Here is a 20131-nt window from a genome sequence, read left to right as displayed (position 1 = left end):
CCATGACCCAGGAAATCGGCGGCTTCGCCGCTCTCGAACTTCATCCCAATATCGTTGCAGCTGTCGTCGCCACTGGCTACGAAGAGCCTTCGGCCATTCAGCAGCAATCGATCCCGATTATTCTCGCCGGTCACGACATGATTGGTCAGGCGCAAACCGGTACGGGTAAAACCGCTGCGTTCGCACTGCCTATCCTGCACCTGATCGACCCGAGCAAGCGCGAGCCGCAAGCACTGATCCTGGCCCCGACCCGCGAACTGGCACTTCAGGTTGCCACCGCGTTCGAGACCTACGCAAAACAAATGCCGGGCGTAACCGTGGTAGCGGTTTACGGCGGCGCGCCTATGGGCCCTCAGCTCAAGGCCATCCGCAATGGCGCACAGATCGTTGTTGCCACCCCGGGCCGTCTCTGCGACCACTTGCGTCGTGACGAGAAAGTTCTGGCGACCGTGAACCATCTGGTTCTCGACGAAGCGGACGAAATGCTCAAACTGGGCTTCATGGACGACCTCGAAGTCATCTTCAAGGCCATGCCTGAAACCCGTCAGACCGTACTGTTCTCGGCGACGCTGCCACAGTCGATCCGTGCCATTGCCGAACGCCATCTGCGCGATCCGAAGCACGTCAAGATCCAGACCAAGACTCAGACCGTTACCGCGATCGAGCAGGCTCACCTGCTGGTTCACGCTGACCAGAAGACCTCGGCTGTATTGAGCCTGCTGGAAGTCGAAGACTTCGACGCCCTGATCATGTTCGTCCGCACCAAGCAGGCGACCCTCGATCTGGCCAGCGCCCTTGAAGCCAAAGGCTACAAGGCTGCCGCACTGAACGGCGACATCGCCCAGAACCAGCGTGAGCGCGTTATCGAATCCCTCAAGGATGGCCGTCTGGACATCGTTGTAGCGACCGACGTGGCTGCCCGTGGTCTTGACGTTCCGCGTATCACCCACGTTTTCAACGTGGACATGCCTTACGATCCAGAGTCCTACGTTCACCGTATCGGCCGTACCGGCCGTGCAGGTCGCGAAGGTCGTGCACTGCTGCTGGTCACTCCTCGCGAGCGCCGCATGCTGCAAGTGATCGAGCGTGTGACCGGTCAGAAGGTTGCGGAAGTCCGCCTGCCGGATGCCCAGGCTGTTCTCGATGCGCGCATCAAGAAATTGACCAACAGCCTGTCGCCGCTGGTGGCCGACGCCGAGTCGACTCACGGTGATCTACTGGATCGTCTGACTGCCGACATCGGTTGCAGCCCTCGTGCCCTTGCTGCCGCACTGCTGCGCAAGGCTACCAACGGTCAGGCCCTGACCCTGGCCGCCATCGAGCGCGAGCGTCCATTGGTCCCGAACAACGCACCTCGCGGTGATCGTCCAGAGCGCAGCGGCAGCAGCGACCGTGGTGATCGTCCTGAGCGTGAGCGTCGTGCGCCGGTTCCATTGGCCGAAGGCCGTGCCCGTTGCCGTACCGCGCTGGGTGCGCGTGATGGCATCGCTGCCAAGAACCTGCTGGGTGCCATCCTCAACGAAGGTGGTCTGGCTCGCGAAGCGATCGGCCGTATCCAGGTCCGTGACAGCTTCAGCCTGGTCGAACTGCCGGAAGATGGTCTTGAGCGTCTGTTGACCAAGCTCAAGGACACCCGCGTTGCTGGCAAGCAGCTCAAGCTGCGTCGCTATCGCGAAGACTGATCGGCTCTTGAGCTGATCGGCCAATAAAAAATCCCCGACTGGTTCGGGGATTTTTTTTGCTTTGAATTTGACCGGGCACGGGACAGTAGTTTGATTTTCAAGTGCGATTGAACAACTAAGCCATCTCCCGTTGACGCAGCAAGAGCGATGTTCGCCGCCACTGGATGTCAGTCATGATTTCATGCCAGTACCGTCCATTTATGAAGAAACTGACTAAGGTGCGTTGATGTCCTCAGACTGTCATATGGGCACCGTACTGTCCGCGTAAATGTAAGGAAGTATTTCCGGTGAATGAAGTTCAATAGCGCTTCGCCAACTGCTGTTGGTGTAGGTCAGGGACTGTTATGAGCCTGTTTCGGCCTGGAAATTTAGGCCTCGAGCGGTGTAGACGCATAACATCCAAGTGATCTGTCTGGTCTGGCAATCGTGCCCTTGAATGTACGCCACCCGACGGTTACTTCCCGGCCGACACGGATAGGTACTACAGATGACAAGCGCGACTCTCTTAAAGAAACTTGACCTGTTACGCAGTTCGCACCCATGACCACGCAATGGACCATTGCGCTGGCGATGAGCGCGATACTGGCCGCGAGTTGCGCGGCAAGTGGCGCGAAGCCGCCCGTTGAAACAACCGTCGTCGCAGTCATCAAGTTCGTGAAACGGGCAGGTGGTCCTGTCATACGCTTCGATCCGGCCAGTTGCCCTGACTGCGCGCCTGTCACTGATGCGTACTGGAACGCCGACAATGTTCGCGAAACGGTCATTGCGTTGAAAGTGCCGCGCTCGCGCTCCCTCGAACTGGCCTTCAGCGGCGCGGTAGAGAATGTTACCCGGGTCATTCTGGAGAGCGGCGACATTCCGTTCAGGCTCGAAGACGATCGGTTGATTGTGGCACTTGCTCCGCTGACAGCTGACGCGATAACGGCCGCCGAAGTGTCGACGCACATTGTTGAGCCAGGCATGGTCCTGCGCCTTGAACATGCTGATCCCGTGCGCTACGCGGGTCTTTATGCGCAGCAACCCGATCCTGCTGTCCAGCGTGCTGCTGCGAACGTACTCGAGTTTGCGCAGCGGGAAGTTGTACGCGACCTGGAGCTTGGTGTTCACGTGCAGCGCCGCGGGCTGGGCAACATTCAGATCATGGGGTTCGACACCAACGCCCCCCATGGCCACCTGGACGCGCCACCTCACGTGCACATGCACCTGCGCTGGCCGGCCAATACGGGTACGCAAATCGCCCATTACTACATCGGCACCGACGGTTTGCTGACGCATAACATTGTTGGCGTGAAAGGCTCCGATACCCCAGAAAGGCGCTTCGAGCGGGGGGCTTCATTTACCACTGTCGGGCCTGATGGTCTTGCTGTGTATACCCATCGCATCACCCCCGAGGGCTTCTTGCAGATCAGTCGCCCGGATGGGGCTATGTGCGTGATCGAGCCCGCCAGGGCCGAAGAATCGGGTTTTGCAAGTGGCGCCAGCATCACCTGCACAACTGGCACCAAACGCACCATCAACGTCCATGACGATCTGCACAAGGGTCGGCTGAGCGTCCGTATCGATGACGTCGTGGAGGTTTTTTCCTACGACCCGGACACCGGCGTTCTGCGATCTCCCACGCAACCACCTCCCGCACCACCCTCTGTGTATGTGGAAGCGATGACAGGTAAAGACCTGCCATCGGCACTGCCCGACTGACGTAAGGCTCACTTGAAGGGGATTAAGCTTATGTTACGTATACCGAGATGGGTTTTAACATGCGCAAGTGCACTGCTGATTACGCCCTGCATGGCCTTTGCAGAGTACAACACCGACAAGATCGGTGACGTCCTCATGCATGCGCACAATGATCTGACGATCGTCTGTGCTCATCGGGGTCTGCACGGCACCGCCATAGGTACCAACTCCCACCAGGACTGGCTACGCAATGTACCGGAAAACTCGATTGCGGCTATCAGGCAGGCCGCCAGTGCAGGAATTGAGTGTTCGGAAATCGATTTGCAACTGGACAGTGCTGGCAGAGTTGTTGTCATACATGACAGCAATCTGGGTCGAACCACCAACGTTTTCACCACCGGACGCGCAGGTGAATATGACCCTTATAGCCGAATCGGCTACAACCCCAGCCTGTCTAATTACTTTGGCAATACCCTGGGCCTGTCACTTCGCAATCCTTCGCTGAACGGCTTCAGCAATCAGACCTTGCCAAGCTTCGACGCCATTCTGGATACCATCAAGAATGACAAGATTGCCATGATCCTTTTGCTGGATGTGAAGAATATCGAGGCGGCGAAAAAAGCCTGGCAAAGCGTGAAAAACCATACCAACTGGTGGGGAACACCCGCTGAGAAATGGGTGTATTTCAAGATGCCGGTAAGCTCGATTGGTGTCACCCCGGCCGGTTTCGAGTCCAAGGGCATCATGAACGTGCAGAGTGAAGCAGGCCGCTTCCGCCTGATACCGGTCTTTGGCGCCGATTTCATTGACACCAGTGGCACGAGAGAAAATGCACTGCGCAACTGGGAAAGCTACTTTGGCAAAAACTACGTGTATGCGACTGAAGTTCGCCTCAAGGAGTACGACAGCACGCTGAGGTTTCCGCTGAACAACATCATGAACACGTACTACGGCATGAGAACGACACAGCATCAGGTAAAGACGATGGGCGCCTATCAACCCGTGCCTGAAACCAAGTTCTACAGTTTCTTTTCCGCCGACGGCCATTGCTGTACAGAACCGAAATACTGGCTCTGGAAGTCTCAGCGTGGCAATGGACAGGAGACAGGGGACAACCGGACCAGCCTCAACTGGCTGATGAATACCGCAGGGGCAAGTTTTCGATACATCATCACGGATGATCCTCTCACCGCCATCACGGCGTTGAGGAATGATAATCGGCGTAATACGGCGCTGATTTCAAACTGACAGCCGCATAGTTGCTCATCGTCTAGACCTTTACTGCGTTGGCCGGGCACTGATAAAGCGCCCGGCCAAGCGCAGTATTTTATACTTCAATGCAGGAGTTTTAATTAGCTAGCTCACTAATGGGCTGTCATAAAACCAGCATGAAATTATCATGCAGTCGCCCCTGTTTAAAAAGATGGCCGATCATTATTCGACGCTGGAAGCGTCATGTTGTCGATACACTAACCACTCAAACATGAAACTTAGGGAGACGCTGATTTATTCTAAAGCACAGCTGTTGCCCCCTGATAAATCAAGGCCTCCAGAGCGTTGCAGGGACGAAAAATCGAATAAATCAGCGGCTCCTTAGGAGCAAGTTTCTTGTTCGTCACATTACGTACATATTGCCCATAGTAGCATCGCCCAACTTTTAAAAGCGGCACATTCTTTGATGTTCCGCCCTGAACTGGTGATGTTATGCCTGCGTTACTTTCATCCCGTCGTCCACCCCTACTGTTTCGCGAACAGGCGCCGCTGCAGACACTGCCGATATCCAGGTTCGATGTTCCGGCCGCGCCATTACCCTCTGTAGCGGTACCGCGTATGGGCGCTGGTTACATTGCGCTGGCATGCCTTATCGTGTTGAGCCTGCATGCGGCAGGTTTTTTATGGTTACGCAACAGTGCGCCTGCGCAGCCGTTACAATCCGTCACTCAGCCGATGCCGATCGCCATGCAGATGGTCGCTGCGCCAAAACCGCCCACGCCGTCAGCACCCGCCGCCGCAACGCCTCCGGTTGAACAAGCGCCGCCATTTCCGCCTGCGATGCCGGTGGAGCCTCCCAAACCCGTGGCCGCCGCAGCGAAACCCAAGCCCGCGGCCCCCCATCAGCAGCCTGCCAAGCCACAGGCCAAGCCTGCAATTGTCGAGAAAGCAGCTGCGGATGCACCGCAGGCCGCCGCCAAGCCTTCAGCACAACCACAACCACCACAAGCGGCGGCTGCGCCTCCCAGCAGCGAGCCACGCACCACTGCGCCCATTGGCCGTGCGGGATACTTGAACAATCCGCCACCGGTTTACCCACCCGCAGCCGCCAAACGCCGTCAGCAAGGCACCACGCTGTTGCGTGTGCACGTTCTGGCCAGCGGCCATCCTGATCAGGTCGAAGTCGCTCAGTCCAGCGGTTTTCCGGCCCTCGACGATGCGGCCAAGGCCGCTGTCCGGCAATGGTCATTCACTCCTGCCAAGCGTGGCGATACCCCGGTCGATGGCTGGGTCAACGTTCCGCTTGCCTTCACACTCGCGCCTTGAGGCTCCATCATGACTATCGATTACTCAACTCTGATTCAGCAAAGCTCCATGGGCATTCTGCTGCTGTTTTCCTTGGCGACCTGGGCGGTTCTGCTGCTCAAGGCGTGGCAGCAGGGCAGGTTGAAAAGCCAGAACAAACGCTATACCGAGGCATTCTGGGCCGCTCAGGACTTTGATACTGCATTGCGTAGCGCCCCGCAAAAAAGCCAGTTGGCACGTCTTGCGCAAGTGACCACCAAAGCGCTCTCCAGCAGCCAGGATGGTCATGAGCCGGTTGACAGCTGGAGCCGTCAGGAGCTGCTGGAGCGCAGCCTGCACCAACAGATTCACTGTGAACGACGCAGCCTTGAAAGCGGCATGATCGTCCTGGCCTCAATCGGCAGTACGGCGCCCTTCATCGGCCTGTTCGGTACGGTGTTCGGGATCATTCACGCGCTTCAAGCAATCAGCACGGCCAAGTCAGCCAGCATTGCCGTGGTAGCAGGGCCTATAGGCGAGGCGTTGATCGCCACCGGTATCGGCATTGCCGTCGCAGTGCCCGCAGTGTTGGCGTACAACTTTTGTGGCCGTCGCTTGAAACTCATGGTGGCCGATATGGACGCCTTCGCGGTTGATCTGCTTAACCGGGCCCAGCGCCACGCCTTCAGATTGAAAGGCGAGCGTGACGGTGTCCGTAACCTCAGCGGGGTCGCTTGAAATGGCCTTTTCTTCAAGCAATGACGACGATGCGATCAGTGACATCAACATCACACCTCTGGTGGACGTGATGCTGGTGCTGTTGGTGGTGTTTATCGTGACGGCGCCGCTGTTGACCAATGCCATACCCCTGAACCTGCCGCAGACGGTGGCCACTGCGCCGCTCGATGAAGCCAAGCCGGTCGCCATCAGTATCGACGCCAAAGGCGGGTTGTTTATCGACGGCGACGCCCTGGCTGAAGAGCAGCTGCCCGACACTTTGCAGAACCTGCATGCGCGTGACCCAGAGGTCTCACTGACCCTGCGTGCCGACACTGTCACCGACTACGGACATGTCGCCCGGGTACTGGCCGACGTGCAGAGGTCAGGTATCACACGCCTGTCAGTGATCACCGAAAGCCCCTGATTCAAGCAGCCCTGATTCAAGCGTTCCTGATTCAAGCAAGCCCGGCCAGCTAAAACAGGGCCACAACCTGTCGCCTCATTACGTCCTGGATATTCTTTCATGATCTCGTTATCGAACGCGCGCGCCTCACGTTTTCATCTCCAACGCCTGGTGTTGTTGATCGGGCTGTACACATTAAGCCTGGCCAGTCACGCGCAGGACGGGGCTGTTGAAACAGCGTCGACGGAGGAACCCGCAGCAGGTGCGACTGCGACAACGCTGGGCACCGTTTCAGTGATCGGCCAGGGAGAAACGCGCCAGGTGCAGCGGGTGAGTGAAAAGGATATTCAGGCGTATTCGGCAGCGACCAACCCGATGAAAGTGCTCCAGCGTCTGGCCGGGGTCAGCTTTCAATCGGGCGATCCGCTGGGGCGCGAGGAAAGCAGCCAGCGGATCAGCCTGCGTGGTTTCGACATGCACCATCTGGGCTACACACTGGACGGCGTCACCCTCGGCAACATGAGCTTCGCCAACTTCAACGGCCTGAGCATTACCCGCGCGATCATCGCGGAAAACATCGCCAGCAGTGAAGTCGCGGCCGGCATTGGCGCGCTAGGCACCGCATCCAACAGCAACCTGGGTGGCACCATCGCGTTCACCAGCTCCAACCCTGACAAGGAGTTCGGCGCGCGGCTGTCGCAAACACTGGGCAGCTATGACACCACACGCACCTACATGCGCGTCGACACCGGCGAATACAACGGTCTGGCGGCTTATATATCCGCGGAGAAGTACGATGCCGATGCCTGGAAGGGCCATGATAATCCTCAGGAGTCCAATGCCCTTAACGCCAAGGTAACTTATGACTTCGGCAGCAACCACCTGAGCTTCTATCACAGCACGTCCACGCATAACGAGGCCAACTTGCCGGCGATGTCGAGCAGTATGCTGAAGCGTCTGGGTTATAACTGGAGTTATTACACGCCTGACTGGAAACGTGCGGTCAACGCTGCCAACGGTATCTTCACCGGCGGTGTCACCCGCGCGGCAGATGCAACCTACAACGGCAGCAGCCTGCGGGACGATGAACTGGACATCCTGAGTGGTAACTTTTCACTCAGCGATGATGTGCTGCTGGACGCGGCGGTCTACCACCATCACGACTTGGGCCGAGGCAACTCTTACTATCCGTTCGTCTACACCAGTGGCAGCACCACCGTGCCCACCAACTCCATTCGCAGCACGGTTTACGGCATCAACCGCACGGGTTTTCAGACGTCGCTGACGTACTTCCTTGGCCAGCATGAAATACAGGGCGGGTTCTGGATTCAGTCCAACAAGAACGACGTATCCCGCTACCTGTACGACCCGACAGGCACTGCGCCGCAAAATCACATTGTGAGAACCGACGGTTTGCCGCGGGTGGCAACCATTCTTGCGCAGGATTACAACGACCTGACCCGACAGTTCTACCTGCGCGACAGCTACACCTTGCTTGACGACCGCTTGAAACTGGAGTTCGGCGCCAAGAATACGGTTACCACCTCGACGGCGGAAGGCAAGGGCGGCGGGTATGCCAGTGGCTCGCTGGAAGCGCGGGATCGTTTTCTGCCGCAGTTGGGCGCTACCTATAAACTCGATGAACAAGACGAGGTTTTCACCTCCTATTCCGAGAACGTCGCCGCATTCCCCAGTGGCGGATACGGCCCTTTCTTTACCACCTAGGTAGCGGTCGATGCGGCAGGCGGGTTCAAGGACCTCAAGCCGGAAACCTCAAAAACCGTTGAAGTGGGGGTGCGCCGCAGCACGCCGCTGTATTCGACGTCGGCTGCGGTCTACAACACCAAATTCGACAATCGCCTTGTAGCGATCACCAATTGCACCGGTATCGTGATCTGTCAGAACAGCGTGGCCAACGTCGGATCGGTCACCAGTCGAGGCCTTGAAGTCACCTTCGCGCTGACGCCCGATGAAAACTGGCGCTGGTCGAACTCCGCTTCCTATAACCGCAGTACTTACGACGACGATTATCAGAGTGGCACCAGTCAAGTGCACGTCAAAGGCAAAACCGTGGTCGATACCCCCAAGCTGATGTATTCCAGCAGTCTGGACTGGCACTGGCAACAATGGAATGCCGGGCTACAGGGGAGTTACATGAGCAAGCGTTATTACACCTACACCAATGATTCGAGCGTTGAAGGGTATTGGCTGGGCAACACCACGCTGGGCTACGACTTCGGCAAGTTGGGCGTAGTGAAGGACACGACCGTATCGCTGAACGTGGTGAACCTGTTTGATAAACGTTACATCTCGACCCTGAATACCGACGCCAGTGCAGCGAGCGATTCGGCTGGCAACCTGCAGATCCTTCAAGTGTGCAACCCGCGCACCGCTTTCGTCACGCTGGGGGTTCGTCTGTAATCGCAACAACGTAGCATCACGAGCCTGCATTAGCGTGGCTGATGCGGTGCTGTCGATCAGTCTGGCGAGGATTCAAGCGGATGATGCGTCGCCACTGTAAGCCTGCACAAGGTCAGTGTGGTTTCACGCTACTGGAAATGCTCGCCGCATTGACCCTCATGGCCCTGTGCAGCACGGTATTGCTGGTCGCCTTCGGCCAGAGCGCGCGCTCCCTCTCGCAGGTAAACGAGAGCGACCGTCTGAGTCAGGCAGCCATGAGTGTGTTGGATGAGCAAACCATCGGGCCGCTGGTCAGCGGAGTACGCCGCGGCAGTATGGGCGAAGGTATCAACTGGGAACTGAGCATCGCCCAACAACCGACACGTCCTGGTCGCCCGCGTTTGTTTCGTCTGGACTTGAGCGTCAGCGACGCTCGTCACCAGGCTCTATTCAGCACCTTGAGGCTTCGCGCCGCCGCTGACACGGGACGCCTGTGAACGGCGCATCCCAAGGGCAACGAGGGGTCGCATTACTGCTCGTGTTGTGGGTGCTGGCCATGCTCAGCCTGTTGCTGGGTTCGCTGGCCGGCTGGGTCCAGCTGGAAAGTCGTCAGGCCTTGCTCCTGCGTCAACACACTCAGGGACTGCTGGCTGCCGAAGCGGGCGTCGAGTTGGCGGTTCAGGCCCTGGCTGACCCTGGGCAACGCAAGAAGTGGGCGGCCGATGGACGTGAAATCCCCCTGACCTTCAATGACATACCGTTGTACATCAGCCTGCACAGCGAGAATGGAAAGCTCTACCTGAACAACGCCGAACCTGAAGATTTTTCCCGCCTTGCGGTCGCTTGCGGTGCTACTCAGGCTCAGGCCAGCGAGATTGCCGGCGAACTCGAAGCACGAAGAAATAACGGCCAGTCGCCGTTTCGGCTGCTGGAAGAAGTGCAGCAGTTGCCAGGTATGACCCAGACGCTTTACCGCAGGCTGCTGCCTGAAATCACCTTGTGGAGCGGGTTTGACCGACCGGACCCGGCGTTCGCCAGCCCTTTGATGCGCGCTGCACTGGATTTGCCTCGACCGGGTGCGTCTGCTGGAGACCCGGGTGACGTCGTCGTGATCGACAGCAGGGCACTCATGCCAGGGGGGTATACCGCCCGTTTGCAGGTAACGGTGTTGCTGACCCCCGCGCAGGGAGGAGAAAAGGCTTATGAGGTTTTACGCTGGGAGAACTGAGCGTTGTCAGCGTCAATCGAACCTATAGATGTCCATCCCGAGTGCGCCCAGGGTGAAGCCCTGATAAGCAATACGGAACGTGCCACCTGCGCCACGCGCGAAATACAGCGGCAGCAGATGCTCGTCACTTGGATGTGCACGCACGGCATGCGGGGCGAGACTGCGGTAGCGGTGCAGGGCGGCTTCATCGTCGTGTCGCAGCTTGTCGATCATCCAGTCGCGAAACGCGGCAGCCCAAGGCTCGGCGCTTTCCGGCCCGGCGTTCCAGTCCAGATCGCGCAGGTTATGGGTAATGCTGCCAGAGCCGATCATCAACACACCTTGCGCACGCAAACCCGCCAGCGCCCGGCCAACCCGCGTTTGCAGTTCCGGCCCCTGGCGACCGGGCAGTGAAATCTGCACCACCGGAATGTCAGCCTGCGGGTACATCAACGACAGCGGCACCCAGACGCCGTGGTCAAAAGGGCGTCTGCTGGCGATACGCGCAGGCAGGTCGCTGGCAGCCAGGAGCTCGACCACCGTCCGGGTCAGTTCCGGCAGCCCTGGCGCGGGGTACTGAATAGCGAATAGCTCAGGCGAAAATCCGCCGAAGTCATGCCAGGTTTCCGGCTGAGGGTTGCCGTTGACGACAAGCTCGTGGCTTTCCCAGTGGGCCGATACCATCACAATCGCGCGAGGCTTCGGCAAGCTGGCCGCAAGCTGCGTCAAGGCTGGCCCACTCTCGCCAGGCTCCAGCGCCAGCGTGGGGGAACCGTGGGAAATAAAAAGGCTAGGGAACATCTGGATGTAGGCTCCAGGCTAATGAGAATGACCCATAGTCAGTCATTCTCATGATCTAGATCCAATATAAGTTGTGGCGCTTTCTGATCGATTTTTCAGATGGTTTGGGTCGGTAAGTGAGGCTTTCGCGCCATGCGTGGCGTGCATCGTTATACACAGGTCTTGAAGAGTCAGGAGAGCAATGCGGATCGCCGCCCCGGTCGTTCCATAAGATTTATGCACAACGCTGCGCGCGCAGCATGGGCGGAGCCATTAATAAAAGCGCGGGGTAACAAGAGCGCGGGGGCGAACGTCAGCCCCCGCTTGCTGGCATGATCAACCGCGACGGCGCAGCGCTTCGATGCGTTGTTCCAGCGGCGGGTGGCTCATGAACAGGCCCGCAAGGCCTTTCTTGAGACCGGAGTTGATACCAAACGCCGTCAGGCTATCAGGCATGTTCACCGGTACGCCCTGTTCGGAACGCAGGCGTTGCAGCGCGCCGATCATCGCATCGGTACCCGCCAGACGGGCACCGGCATCGTCAGCGCGGAATTCACGCTTGCGCGAGAACCACATGACGATAGCGCTCGCCAGAAAGCCCAGTACCAGTTCTGCAAAGATCGTCGTGATGTAGTAGGCGATCCCCTGACCGTTCTCGCTCTTGAAGATCACCTTGTCGACAAAGTTGCCGATGATGCGGGCAAAGAACATCACGAAGGTGTTCACCACACCCTGCACCAGCGCCAGCGTGACCATGTCACCGTTGGCAACGTGGCCGATTTCGTGCGCCAGTACGGCTTTCACCTCATCCGGCGAAAAACGCTCCAGCAAGCCCTGGCTGACCGCAACCAGTGCATCGTTCTTGTTCCAGCCCGTGGCGAACGCGTTGGCCTCGTAGGCCGGAAAGATACCGACTTCCGGCATCTTGATGCCTGCATCGCGGGACAATTGTTCAACGGTCTGCAGCAGCCATTGCTCATGACGAGTACGGGGCTGGGTAATGATCTGAGTACCGGTGCTCATCTTCGCCATCCACTTGGAGATGAACAGCGAAATCAGCGAGCCCGCGAAACCGAACACAGCGCAGAAAACCAGCAGCTGATTGAGGTTCAGATCAACCCCGTTGGCCGCCATGAACCCATTGAAGCCAAAAAGGCTCAAGGTGATGCTGGCAATCAGCACGACCGCAAGGTTAGTGGCCAAAAACAGCAAAATGCGCATCATGGTCGAAACGTTCTCCTCAGGTATAAATATGTAACTCGATGCCGGGTATATAAGGTGGTGACCGCTGCTATTCAACACAGGGACTATTTCAAACTGTGTCGTCTTGACGTAATCGATGGTAATACCGGCAAGCTGAACGGCAGCTGAGCCAAGGTGTCCGGCCCCTGAAGGCCTGTGAGGCGCTGGCTCGGGCGATTGAGGCGGGGCTGAAATAAACTGCCCCGAACAGGCCGGGGCAGAGGCGAAGCAATCAACCCCCGGGTTTCTTACTGACGATAACCCTTGAGGAAGTTACCGATCCGGCCGATGGCCTGCTCCAGTTCGTCAACGCGTGGCAGGGTCACTACGCGGAAGTGGTCAGGGTAGGGCCAGTTGAACGCCGTGCCTTGTACCACCAACAGTTTTTCCGAGAGCAGCAGGTCAAGCACGAACTTCTCGTCGTTGAGGATCGGGCAGACTTTCGGGTCGATACGCGGAAACGCGTACAGCGCACCCATCGGTTTCACACAGCTGACGCCGGGAATGTCGTTGAGCAGTTCCCAGGTGCGGTTGCGCTGCTCCAGCAGGCGGCCTGGCGGCAGGATCAGGTCGTTGATGCTCTGATAGCCGCCCAGCGCGGTCTGGATCGCGTGCTGGCTGGGTACGTTGGCGCACAGGCGCATATTGGCCAGAATGTCGATGCCTTCGATGTAGCTCTGCGCGTTGTGCTTGGGCCCGGAAATGGCGATCCAGCCGGAGCGGAAGCCCGCGACCCGATACGATTTCGACAGGCCGTTGAAGGTCAGGCACAGCAGGTCCGGTGCCAGTGAGGCTGTGCAGATGTGCACGGCGTCGTCGTAAAGAATCTTGTCGTAGATTTCGTCGGAGAACACCACCAGATTGTGCTGGCGGGCCAGTTCCAGCATGCCCAGCAAGACTTCCCGCGAATACACCGCGCCGGTCGGGTTGTTCGGGTTGATGATCACCATGGCCTTGGTGTTCGGGGTGATTTTGGCCTTGATGTCTTCCAGGTCGGGCCACCAGTTGGCCTGCTCGTCACACAGGTAATGCACCGGGTTGCCACCGGACAAGGCCACGGCGGCGGTCCACAGCGGATAGTCGGGCGCTGGCACCAGCACTTCATCGCCGTTGTTGAGCAGCGCCTGCATCGACATCACGATCAGTTCGGAAACGCCGTTGCCCAAGTAGATGTCTTCAATGCCGACACCTTCGACCTGCTTCTGCTGGTAATACTGCATGACCGCCTTGCGAGCGCTGAACAGCCCTTTGGAGTCACTGTAACCCTGCGCGGTCGGCAGGTTGCGGATCACATCCTGGAGAATTTCGTCCGGCGCTTCGAAACCAAACGGTGCCGGGTTGCCGATGTTCAGCTTGAGGATGCGATGACCTTCCTCTTCCAGTCGTTTGGCGTGCTTGAGCACTGGCCCGCGAATGTCGTAGCAGACGTTTGCGAGCTTGTTCGATTTGCTGAACTGCATGGTGATGATCCCGAAAGTGGAGCGGTTGCCGGCTTGCAACGAGGGTCGCGGCACACACGCCATGAAAATGGGTTTGTGTGCGACAAACGCGGGTGCCAGACTGACGTCTGACCTGGCGCAATCATACGTGCCACCCGATCTGCGGAAAAGATACAGATCGGGCTTTTTCCGATTCGGAGGTGTACCTGTGGACAAGTTGCAGAAAACGCTCGAAGAGTGGAAGCAGATGCTCGACCCCGAGCAATACAACGTTTGCCGCCTGAAAGGCACCGAGCGGCCGTTTTCCGGCAAGTACAACAGCACAAAAACAGACGGCGTCTATCACTGCATCTGCTGCAATGAGGCTCTGTTCGATTCCACCACCAAGTTCGATTCCGGCTGCGGCTGGCCGAGTTTCTATGCGCCACTGGAAGGCAGCGCGGTGGTCGAAGTGCGCGATGTCAGTCACGGCATGATTCGTACCGAAGTGGTCTGCGCCAAATGTGATGCGCACCTGGGGCATGTGTTTCCCGACGGTCCGCCACCGACCGGTCTGCGTTACTGCATCAATTCGGTGTGCCTGACGCTGGAGCCTCGCGGATAACGCGCACGCGTTTATTCAGCGGTATCAATTCCGGAAATCGGCGTGCGTGCTGTTCAATTGCACGCTAACGTCAAGCGTCCTGACACCGTCACAGCCCCGAGGCATTTGTACATGAGCGAAAACCTGCTGAGCATCCCCGTCACCACGATCAAAGGCGAACAGAAAACCCTCGCCGATTTCGCGGGCAAAGCAGTGCTGGTGGTCAATACGGCGAGCAAATGCGGCTTTACTCCGCAATACAAGGGGCTGGAAAAACTCTGGCAGGACTACAAGGATCAGGGGCTTGTGGTGCTTGGTTTTCCCTGCAATCAGTTTGGCAAACAGGAGCCGGGCGATGATGGCGCGATTTCCGGTTTTTGCGAGTTGAACTATGGCGTCAGCTTTCCACTGTTCAAGAAGATCGATGTCAACGGCGATCAGGCCCACCTGCTGTTCGTCAAGCTCAAGCAGCAGGCGCCGGGCTTGCTGGGCACGGAGCGGATCAAGTGGAACTTCACCAAATTCCTGATCGGCAAGGACGGCAAACTGGTCAAGCGTTTTGCCCCGTTGACCAAGCCGGAAGAGTTGACTGGCGAAATCGAAGCGCTGCTGCGCTAAGTGCTTTCAGCGCTCCTCGGTGAGCGGAATCCACTGATCGAGAATACTGACCAGTTCGGCACGCCTGAATGGCTTGGCCAGATAATCGTTCATGCCCGCCGCTTTGCAGCGCTCGCGTTCGTCGGGCATGGCGTTGGCGGTCAGCGCGACAATCGGCAGGTTCGGCCAGCGACCGCTGCTGCGGATCTGCCGACTGGCCTCGTAACCGTCCATGACCGGCATATTGCAGTCCATCAGTACCAGATCGAAGTGGCTGTGTTCCAGTTGCTCCAGCGCCTCACCGCCATGGCTGCTGATCACCACTTCACAGCCGAGTTTGCCGAGAATGCCCTTGGCCACCAGTTGATTGACCGGATTATCTTCCACCAGCAGCACGCGCGCCTGATGTTGCGTCGCGTGTTCGAGGGCCATCGGGTCGCGTGAGCCTGGCTCTTCCTGATTCAGAACCCGTCGCAAGGTGTGGTAGAGCGCGTTACGCGCCAGCGGCCGGGCTTGCTGCTGCAGCGGTGCGAGGGCGGCGACCTGCTCGGCGGGCATGAAATTGCCGTAAGCGGTGACCAGCAGAATCGGCACGGGCGTGGTCGGCCGGATCGCGAACAGGCACTCGGGGCAGTCGGTAATCACCAGGTCCGGGCCGCTGTCGAGGTCCAGATCGTCCGGACGGTCATCGATGCTGCGTCGTTTGAGGTCCACGCCCCAGAAGGGAAGCAGGTTGCCGAGCAGTTCCACCAGACTGCTGCCTGCGGAACTGATCACCGTCACCCGGCCCTTGAGCGGCGTCTGGGCGACCGCGGGCAGGTTGATCGGCAAGGGCAGTTCGGCGCAGAACTGGCTGCCAAAACCGGACTGCGACTGAATGCTCAACTGGCCGTTCATGGCTTCACACAGGTTGTTGGTCAGCGCCAGCCCCAGCCCGGTGCCGCCGTACTGGCGGGTGATGGCTGCTTCCGCCTGGGTGAAGGGCTGGAATATTTTTGCCTGAGCGTCCTGCGCGATGCCGATTCCTGTGTCACGCACTTCGATGCGCACCCGGTTTTCCCCGCTGGTGGAATCCAGATGGTGTGTCAGGCGCACGTCCACCCGGCCGAAGCGGGTGAACTTGAGCGCGTTGGACAGCAGGTTGCTGACGATCTGCCGGACCCGGGTCGGGTCGCCGGTGACCAGCGCCGGGAAGTCCGGCGCGATCAGGCAGGTCAGCTCCACACTCGGCGCGGCGTTCTGCGACAACAGGTTGGCGGTGTCCTCGATCAGCGCGCCGAGGTCGAACGGGATGCGTTCGATCTCCAGATGGCCAGCGTCGAACTTGGACATGTCGAGAATATCGTTGAGCAGTTCCACCAGCACTTTGCCCGAATCATGGGCGATCATCAGTTGCTGGCGTTGCTCGGCCCCGAGCGGGCTGTCCAGCGACAGGGCCAGCATGCCCAGCAGGCCGTTGAGCGGGGTGCGGATTTCATGGCTCATGTGCGCCAGAAATGCCGAGCGCGCGTGAGCCATGTCCAGTGCAGTACTGCGCGCGATCTGCAGTTCTTCGTTGGACTGGCGCAGGCGCATGTTGCTGGCCTTGAGTTCATTGGTGCGTGCCGAGACGATGTTTTCCAGCTGATTCAGGTGATCGGTCAGGCGGTCTTCGGCCGCGCGCCGCCTGGAAAACTCGGCGCTCATGGTCTCGATCTGACGATTGAACGTGGCGACCAGCACACCGATTTCATCCTGTTCATGGTGTGGCGGGCAGTTGATCCTGGCCTGATCCGGGCTGCGCGGATCGCGGCTGCTCAGTTCCCGGATCACCCGGACCAGCGGTTTGGTGAGCGTCGCGTAGAACAGAATGGTCAGAATTCCCGCCAGCGCCAGGCTGCGCACGAAGCCGTTGAGCAGCGTTATTTCCGCGCGTTGCAGGAAGTGGCTGCCGAACGCGAAGGTGTCGACGGTCAGGTACAGTGTGCCGATGGTTTCGTCCGGCAGATGGTCAAGGTGCAGCTTTTCCTGAAACTGTCGGCTTTCCCCGAACAGCCAGTCACTGAACATCCGATAACGGCCGGTGGCCATCGGTCGTTCAACACTGGCGAGCACCGTGTCATTGTTGTCAGTCAGCCTCGCACTGACCACGGCAGGGGAGTGCAGCAGCCCGAGGGTCAGTTCCTGAGCCAGCTCAGCGTCAATGTTATAGGCGATACGCGAGGCAGGATTCTGGGTGATTTCCAGCAGGGATTTGATTTCGCGATTGATGGAGGCGTCTTCGCTGGCATAATCAAGCGCAATCTGCGCAAAGCTCAGCAAGGTCCCAAGCGCGAAGCCGATCAACACGGCCAGGCGCGCTTGTTTGAACGAAAGCCTGTTTTTGAGCGAAATATCCATGAATACCTACTGCCACTTCGGGTGCACTGTGCCGGCCAAGCATAGCTGATCGGCATCGGTGACCAATCAGTTAAATATAAGGAGATCCCGTGGACTCTCGGTTGGATGCTTTTCTGCAACGCGCCGATGCGGTGCTGGCCCGTCTGGAGCCTCTGCTGCCCGCCATACGCGAGCCGGTCGAGTGGACGCAGGTGCTTGCCGCCCGTTGGGTGCGCGAGGGGCGCAGTGGCTATCTGCTGCCGCTGCAGGTCAGTCTGGAGACGCGCCTGACCGATCTGATCGGCGTCGACCTTCAGCGCGACCAGCTAGGCCGCAACACTCGCCAGTTCATTGAAGGGCTGCCAGCCAACCACGCGTTGCTCTGGGGTTCGCGCGGCACGGGCAAGTCCTCGTTGATCCGCGCACTGCTGGCCGAGTACGCCCCGGCAGGTCTGCGCCTGATAGAAATCGAGCGTGATCACCTGGGTGACTTGCCCCGCGTGGTCGAGCAACTGCAAAAGCTGCCGCAGCGTTTCGTGCTGTTCTGTGACGACTTGTCGTTCGAGTCGGGCGAAGGCGATTATCGGGTGCTGAAAAGCGTGCTCGACGGCTCGCTGGAGCAAGCGCCGGACAATGTGCTGCTGTATGCGACCTCCAATCGCCGCCATCTGGTGCCCGAAAAGGAAAGCGACAACGCCAACTGGGCGCACGTTGACGGCGAATTGCACCCCAGTGAAGCGGTGGAAGACAAGATTGCCCTGTCCGACCGGTTCGGCCTGTGGCTGTCGTTCTATCCGTTCACGCAGGACCACTACCTGAATGTGGTCGAACACTGGATCACCCAACTGGCGCACAAGGCCGGGTTGCAGTGGCAGCGCGACGAACAACTGGAAAAGGCCGCGATTCGCTGGGCCACCGCGCGGGGCAATCGCAATGGCCGCTGTGCTTATCAATTTGCGCGTTATTGGGTAGGACTTGAATTGTTGGAGCAACACACATGATTGATTTGCAAAACACCGGCAGCGGACTGGATGGTTATGGCCTGCTGGCGGCGCAACTTGAGGCTCTGCTCGCCGATGAGCGCGACTTTATCGCCAATGCTGCACAGTTTTCGGCGTTCCTGTACACCCAGATCGAGGATTTGAACTGGGCGGGGTTTTACCTCAATCGCAACGAAGAACTGGTGCTCGGGCCGTTTCAGGGGCAGATCGCCTGCGTACGCATTCCCTTTGGTCGCGGTGTCTGCGGGGCTGCAGCGCAAAGTCGGCAAACCCAGCGTGTTCAGGACGTGCACGAATTTCCCGGACACATCGCGTGCGACAGCGCATCGAACAGTGAGTTGGTGGTGCCGCTGGTCAAGGACGGGCGTCTGATCGGCGTGCTGGACCTGGACAGTCCGAGCGTGGGGCGTTTCAAGGAAGAGGATCAGGTAGGGATCGAGCGTCTGGCCGCTATCTTTCTGGCTTCGACCGACTGCTGAGCCGGTCGGTCGCTGCCCGTTTCAATGAGCGGGCAGCGGCGGGGCGGTCATCAATCGTAGATGACTTTCTTCTTCCATTCCGACTCGGTGTCGTCCTGTTTCAGGCCTTCGGTCAACGCGTTGTCGTCGTCTTCGGTCGGCGCAGTGTTGGTCAAGACCACCGAGTTGGCGCGGGCCAGTTGCTTTTCCATGGCCAGCAGTTGCTGCTGATAGGTGACCGGGTCCGGCTGATTGCGCAAGTACTGCACGCCGCGCTCGAACGCCAGACGCGCCTGACCTGGCTGATCCTGAGCGAGCGCAGTCTGACCAAGATTGTTGAAGAACTCGATGTGCAGGTTGACCAGAATGGTGCGGATTTCACGGATCCAGTGCTTGGCTTCGCTGGTCTGCAGAAAACCGTCATGCGCAGCCCGCGTGACCTGACCGTGCAGGGCTTCGAGCAGAAAACGAACGTCCTTGGCCTTGGCTTCGGTCTGAATCGGCGTGACCGGGTTGGGTATTTCGATGCCTTCACCTTTGGCAATCTGCTCTTCCAGTTCGCCGATGCGGTGTTTGAGCTGAGCGTTGCCTTTTTCCATGTTCAGCATGCGCTGCACAACGTTGAGCTCCAGGCGCGCCAACAGCAGCTTCAACGCTGGCGACATCAATTGACCCGGGAAGACCTCGGTGATCTCGCTGCAGCGACGCAGTCGATCACTCAGTTCAACCTTGGTGCGGGCCTTTTCCAGTTTGCCGTTTTCAGCGACGTGATTCAGGTAGCCGATCGCGATGAGCAGTGCGATGCCTGCTACTACCATCAGCGTGATCATGAGTGGAGTCACTGTGCAAACCTCATTTGTGCAATTAGTTTTAATGCGAGTGTAGTGGCTAAGCACTACTGCGCATAGATGTCCCTTTCGGAGTTTGTCGGCATCTCTCCTATATAGATGAGGGCTGATCAGGCAACTGAACGATATTGCTCAGGCACGCAGGCGGTCGGCTGAGGTTGGTCAGCGTCTGAACGGCAGCGAAGTTATTGATTTCAATAAATTTTCAGAATGGGGTTGACGACCCCTCAAACCATCCAT

Annotated in this window: 17 protein-coding genes and 1 pseudogene; 13 read left to right on the top strand and 5 right to left on the bottom strand. The window is 58.6% G+C overall.

Features of this window, described 5'->3' with window-relative positions:
• Positions 1 to 2: 2 nt before the first annotated feature.
• The 9 genes and pseudogenes from BLT55_RS13840 to BLT55_RS13795 all read left to right on the top strand — a co-directional run bounded on the left by BLT55_RS13840 (position 3) and on the right by BLT55_RS13795 (position 10606).
• Entirely contained in the window at positions 3 to 1682 is a 1680-nt protein-coding gene (locus BLT55_RS13840; protein WP_007251419.1) for a DEAD/DEAH box helicase, read from the top strand.
• A gap of 540 nt (positions 1683 to 2222) precedes the next feature.
• The gene (locus tag BLT55_RS13835) at positions 2223 to 3380 is read left to right on the top strand and encodes a hypothetical protein (protein ID WP_055000274.1); all 1158 of its coding nucleotides are present in this window, start codon (positions 2223 to 2225) and stop codon (positions 3378 to 3380) included.
• A 90-nt stretch (positions 3381 to 3470) separates the two neighbouring features.
• Entirely contained in the window at positions 3471 to 4607 is a 1137-nt protein-coding gene (locus tag BLT55_RS13830) for a glycerophosphodiester phosphodiesterase (RefSeq protein WP_007251417.1), read from the top strand.
• Between the two features lie 582 nt (positions 4608 to 5189).
• On the top strand, positions 5190 to 5897 hold the full coding sequence (locus BLT55_RS13820) for an energy transducer TonB (protein WP_082438202.1): 708 nt from the start codon (positions 5190 to 5192) through the stop codon (positions 5895 to 5897).
• A 9-nt stretch (positions 5898 to 5906) separates the two neighbouring features.
• Entirely contained in the window at positions 5907 to 6593 is a 687-nt protein-coding gene (locus tag BLT55_RS13815) for a MotA/TolQ/ExbB proton channel family protein (protein ID WP_007251415.1), read from the top strand.
• 1 nt (position 6594) lies between these two features.
• On the top strand, positions 6595 to 6999 hold the full coding sequence (locus BLT55_RS13810) for an ExbD/TolR family protein (protein ID WP_055001582.1): 405 nt from the start codon (positions 6595 to 6597) through the stop codon (positions 6997 to 6999).
• Positions 7000 to 7098: 99 nt separating this feature from the next.
• Positions 7099 to 9399 (top strand): annotated as a pseudogene (locus BLT55_RS13805) (TonB-dependent receptor).
• A gap of 80 nt (positions 9400 to 9479) precedes the next feature.
• A complete protein-coding gene (locus BLT55_RS13800) occupies positions 9480 to 9875 on the top strand; it encodes a type II secretion system protein (protein ID WP_055001583.1) in 396 nt (131 codons plus the stop codon).
• A 59-nt stretch (positions 9876 to 9934) separates the two neighbouring features.
• Positions 9935 to 10606, top strand: coding sequence for a type II secretion system protein GspK (locus BLT55_RS13795; protein WP_050775048.1), 672 nt, complete (start codon positions 9935 to 9937; stop codon positions 10604 to 10606).
• 12 nt (positions 10607 to 10618) lie between these two features.
• On the opposite strand, the gene BLT55_RS13790 is transcribed toward BLT55_RS13795, so the two are convergent.
• The 3 genes from BLT55_RS13790 to BLT55_RS13780 form a co-directional block, all read right to left on the bottom strand.
• Positions 10619 to 11386, bottom strand: a complete 768-nt coding sequence (locus tag BLT55_RS13790) for a DODA-type extradiol aromatic ring-opening family dioxygenase (protein ID WP_055001584.1) — start codon at positions 11384 to 11386, stop codon at positions 10619 to 10621.
• A gap of 315 nt (positions 11387 to 11701) precedes the next feature.
• Positions 11702 to 12589 carry a protease HtpX gene (gene htpX / locus BLT55_RS13785; protein WP_007251410.1) on the bottom strand — a complete coding sequence of 296 codons (888 nt, stop codon included), beginning with the start codon at positions 12587 to 12589 and terminating at the stop codon, positions 11702 to 11704.
• A gap of 266 nt (positions 12590 to 12855) precedes the next feature.
• The gene (locus tag BLT55_RS13780; RefSeq protein ID WP_007251409.1) at positions 12856 to 14067 is read right to left on the bottom strand and encodes a pyridoxal phosphate-dependent aminotransferase; all 1212 of its coding nucleotides are present in this window, start codon (positions 14065 to 14067) and stop codon (positions 12856 to 12858) included.
• 187 nt (positions 14068 to 14254) lie between these two features.
• Here BLT55_RS13780 and msrB point away from each other — a divergent pair, with 187 nt between their 5' ends.
• Positions 14255 to 14650: a peptide-methionine (R)-S-oxide reductase MsrB gene (gene msrB / locus BLT55_RS13775; protein ID WP_007251408.1), complete on the top strand. Its 396-nt coding sequence runs from the start codon at positions 14255 to 14257 to the stop codon at positions 14648 to 14650.
• 111 nt (positions 14651 to 14761) lie between these two features.
• On the top strand, positions 14762 to 15247 hold the full coding sequence (locus BLT55_RS13770; RefSeq protein WP_055001585.1) for a glutathione peroxidase: 486 nt from the start codon (positions 14762 to 14764) through the stop codon (positions 15245 to 15247).
• A 6-nt stretch (positions 15248 to 15253) separates the two neighbouring features.
• On the opposite strand, the gene BLT55_RS13765 is transcribed toward BLT55_RS13770, so the two are convergent.
• Positions 15254 to 17605 carry a hybrid sensor histidine kinase/response regulator gene (locus tag BLT55_RS13765; RefSeq protein ID WP_055001586.1) on the bottom strand — a complete coding sequence of 784 codons (2352 nt, stop codon included), beginning with the start codon at positions 17603 to 17605 and terminating at the stop codon, positions 15254 to 15256.
• Between the two features lie 89 nt (positions 17606 to 17694).
• Here BLT55_RS13765 and BLT55_RS13760 point away from each other — a divergent pair, with 89 nt between their 5' ends.
• Both BLT55_RS13760 and BLT55_RS13755 read left to right on the top strand, forming a co-directional pair.
• A complete protein-coding gene (locus BLT55_RS13760; protein WP_054079645.1) occupies positions 17695 to 18585 on the top strand; it encodes an ATP-binding protein in 891 nt (296 codons plus the stop codon).
• On the top strand, positions 18582 to 19064 hold the full coding sequence (locus BLT55_RS13755; protein ID WP_007251404.1) for a GAF domain-containing protein: 483 nt from the start codon (positions 18582 to 18584) through the stop codon (positions 19062 to 19064). The genes BLT55_RS13760 and BLT55_RS13755 overlap by 4 nt, the downstream gene beginning before the upstream one ends.
• A 50-nt stretch (positions 19065 to 19114) precedes the next feature.
• On the opposite strand, the gene BLT55_RS13750 is transcribed toward BLT55_RS13755, so the two are convergent.
• A complete protein-coding gene (locus BLT55_RS13750; RefSeq protein WP_055001587.1) occupies positions 19115 to 19873 on the bottom strand; it encodes a hypothetical protein in 759 nt (252 codons plus the stop codon).
• Between the last annotated feature and the right edge of the window lie 258 nt (positions 19874 to 20131).

The organism is Pseudomonas cannabina, from assembly GCF_900100365.1.
GTDB classification, from domain to species: Bacteria; Pseudomonadota; Gammaproteobacteria; order Pseudomonadales; family Pseudomonadaceae; genus Aquipseudomonas; species Aquipseudomonas cannabina.
The sequence above is the reverse complement of the archived record's forward strand: the minus strand, read 5'-3'. Positions and strand labels throughout refer to the sequence as shown.

What these genes read in the sequence shown, in the direction of transcription:
- BLT55_RS13840 (WP_007251419.1), top strand. Translation starts at nt 3, where the DNA reads ATGACCCAGGAAATCGGCGGCTTCGCCGCTCTCGAACTTCATCCCAAT.
- BLT55_RS13835 (WP_055000274.1), top strand. Translation starts at nt 2,223, where the DNA reads ATGACCACGCAATGGACCATTGCGCTGGCGATGAGCGCGATACTGGCC.
- BLT55_RS13830 (WP_007251417.1), top strand. Translation starts at nt 3,471, where the DNA reads ATGGCCTTTGCAGAGTACAACACCGACAAGATCGGTGACGTCCTCATG.
- BLT55_RS13820 (WP_082438202.1), top strand. Translation starts at nt 5,190, where the DNA reads ATGGGCGCTGGTTACATTGCGCTGGCATGCCTTATCGTGTTGAGCCTG.
- BLT55_RS13815 (WP_007251415.1), top strand. Translation starts at nt 5,907, where the DNA reads ATGACTATCGATTACTCAACTCTGATTCAGCAAAGCTCCATGGGCATT.
- BLT55_RS13810 (WP_055001582.1), top strand. Translation starts at nt 6,595, where the DNA reads ATGGCCTTTTCTTCAAGCAATGACGACGATGCGATCAGTGACATCAAC.
- BLT55_RS13800 (WP_055001583.1), top strand. Translation starts at nt 9,480, where the DNA reads ATGATGCGTCGCCACTGTAAGCCTGCACAAGGTCAGTGTGGTTTCACG.
- BLT55_RS13795 (WP_050775048.1), top strand. Translation starts at nt 9,935, where the DNA reads ATGCTCAGCCTGTTGCTGGGTTCGCTGGCCGGCTGGGTCCAGCTGGAA.
- BLT55_RS13790 (WP_055001584.1), bottom strand. Translation starts at nt 11,386, where the DNA reads ATGTTCCCTAGCCTTTTTATTTCCCACGGTTCCCCCACGCTGGCGCTG.
- htpX (WP_007251410.1), bottom strand. Translation starts at nt 12,589, where the DNA reads ATGATGCGCATTTTGCTGTTTTTGGCCACTAACCTTGCGGTCGTGCTG.
- BLT55_RS13780 (WP_007251409.1), bottom strand. Translation starts at nt 14,067, where the DNA reads ATGCAGTTCAGCAAATCGAACAAGCTCGCAAACGTCTGCTACGACATT.
- BLT55_RS13770 (WP_055001585.1), top strand. Translation starts at nt 14,762, where the DNA reads ATGAGCGAAAACCTGCTGAGCATCCCCGTCACCACGATCAAAGGCGAA.
- BLT55_RS13765 (WP_055001586.1), bottom strand. Translation starts at nt 17,605, where the DNA reads ATGGATATTTCGCTCAAAAACAGGCTTTCGTTCAAACAAGCGCGCCTG.
- BLT55_RS13755 (WP_007251404.1), top strand. Translation starts at nt 18,582, where the DNA reads ATGATTGATTTGCAAAACACCGGCAGCGGACTGGATGGTTATGGCCTG.
- BLT55_RS13750 (WP_055001587.1), bottom strand. Translation starts at nt 19,873, where the DNA reads ATGATCACGCTGATGGTAGTAGCAGGCATCGCACTGCTCATCGCGATC.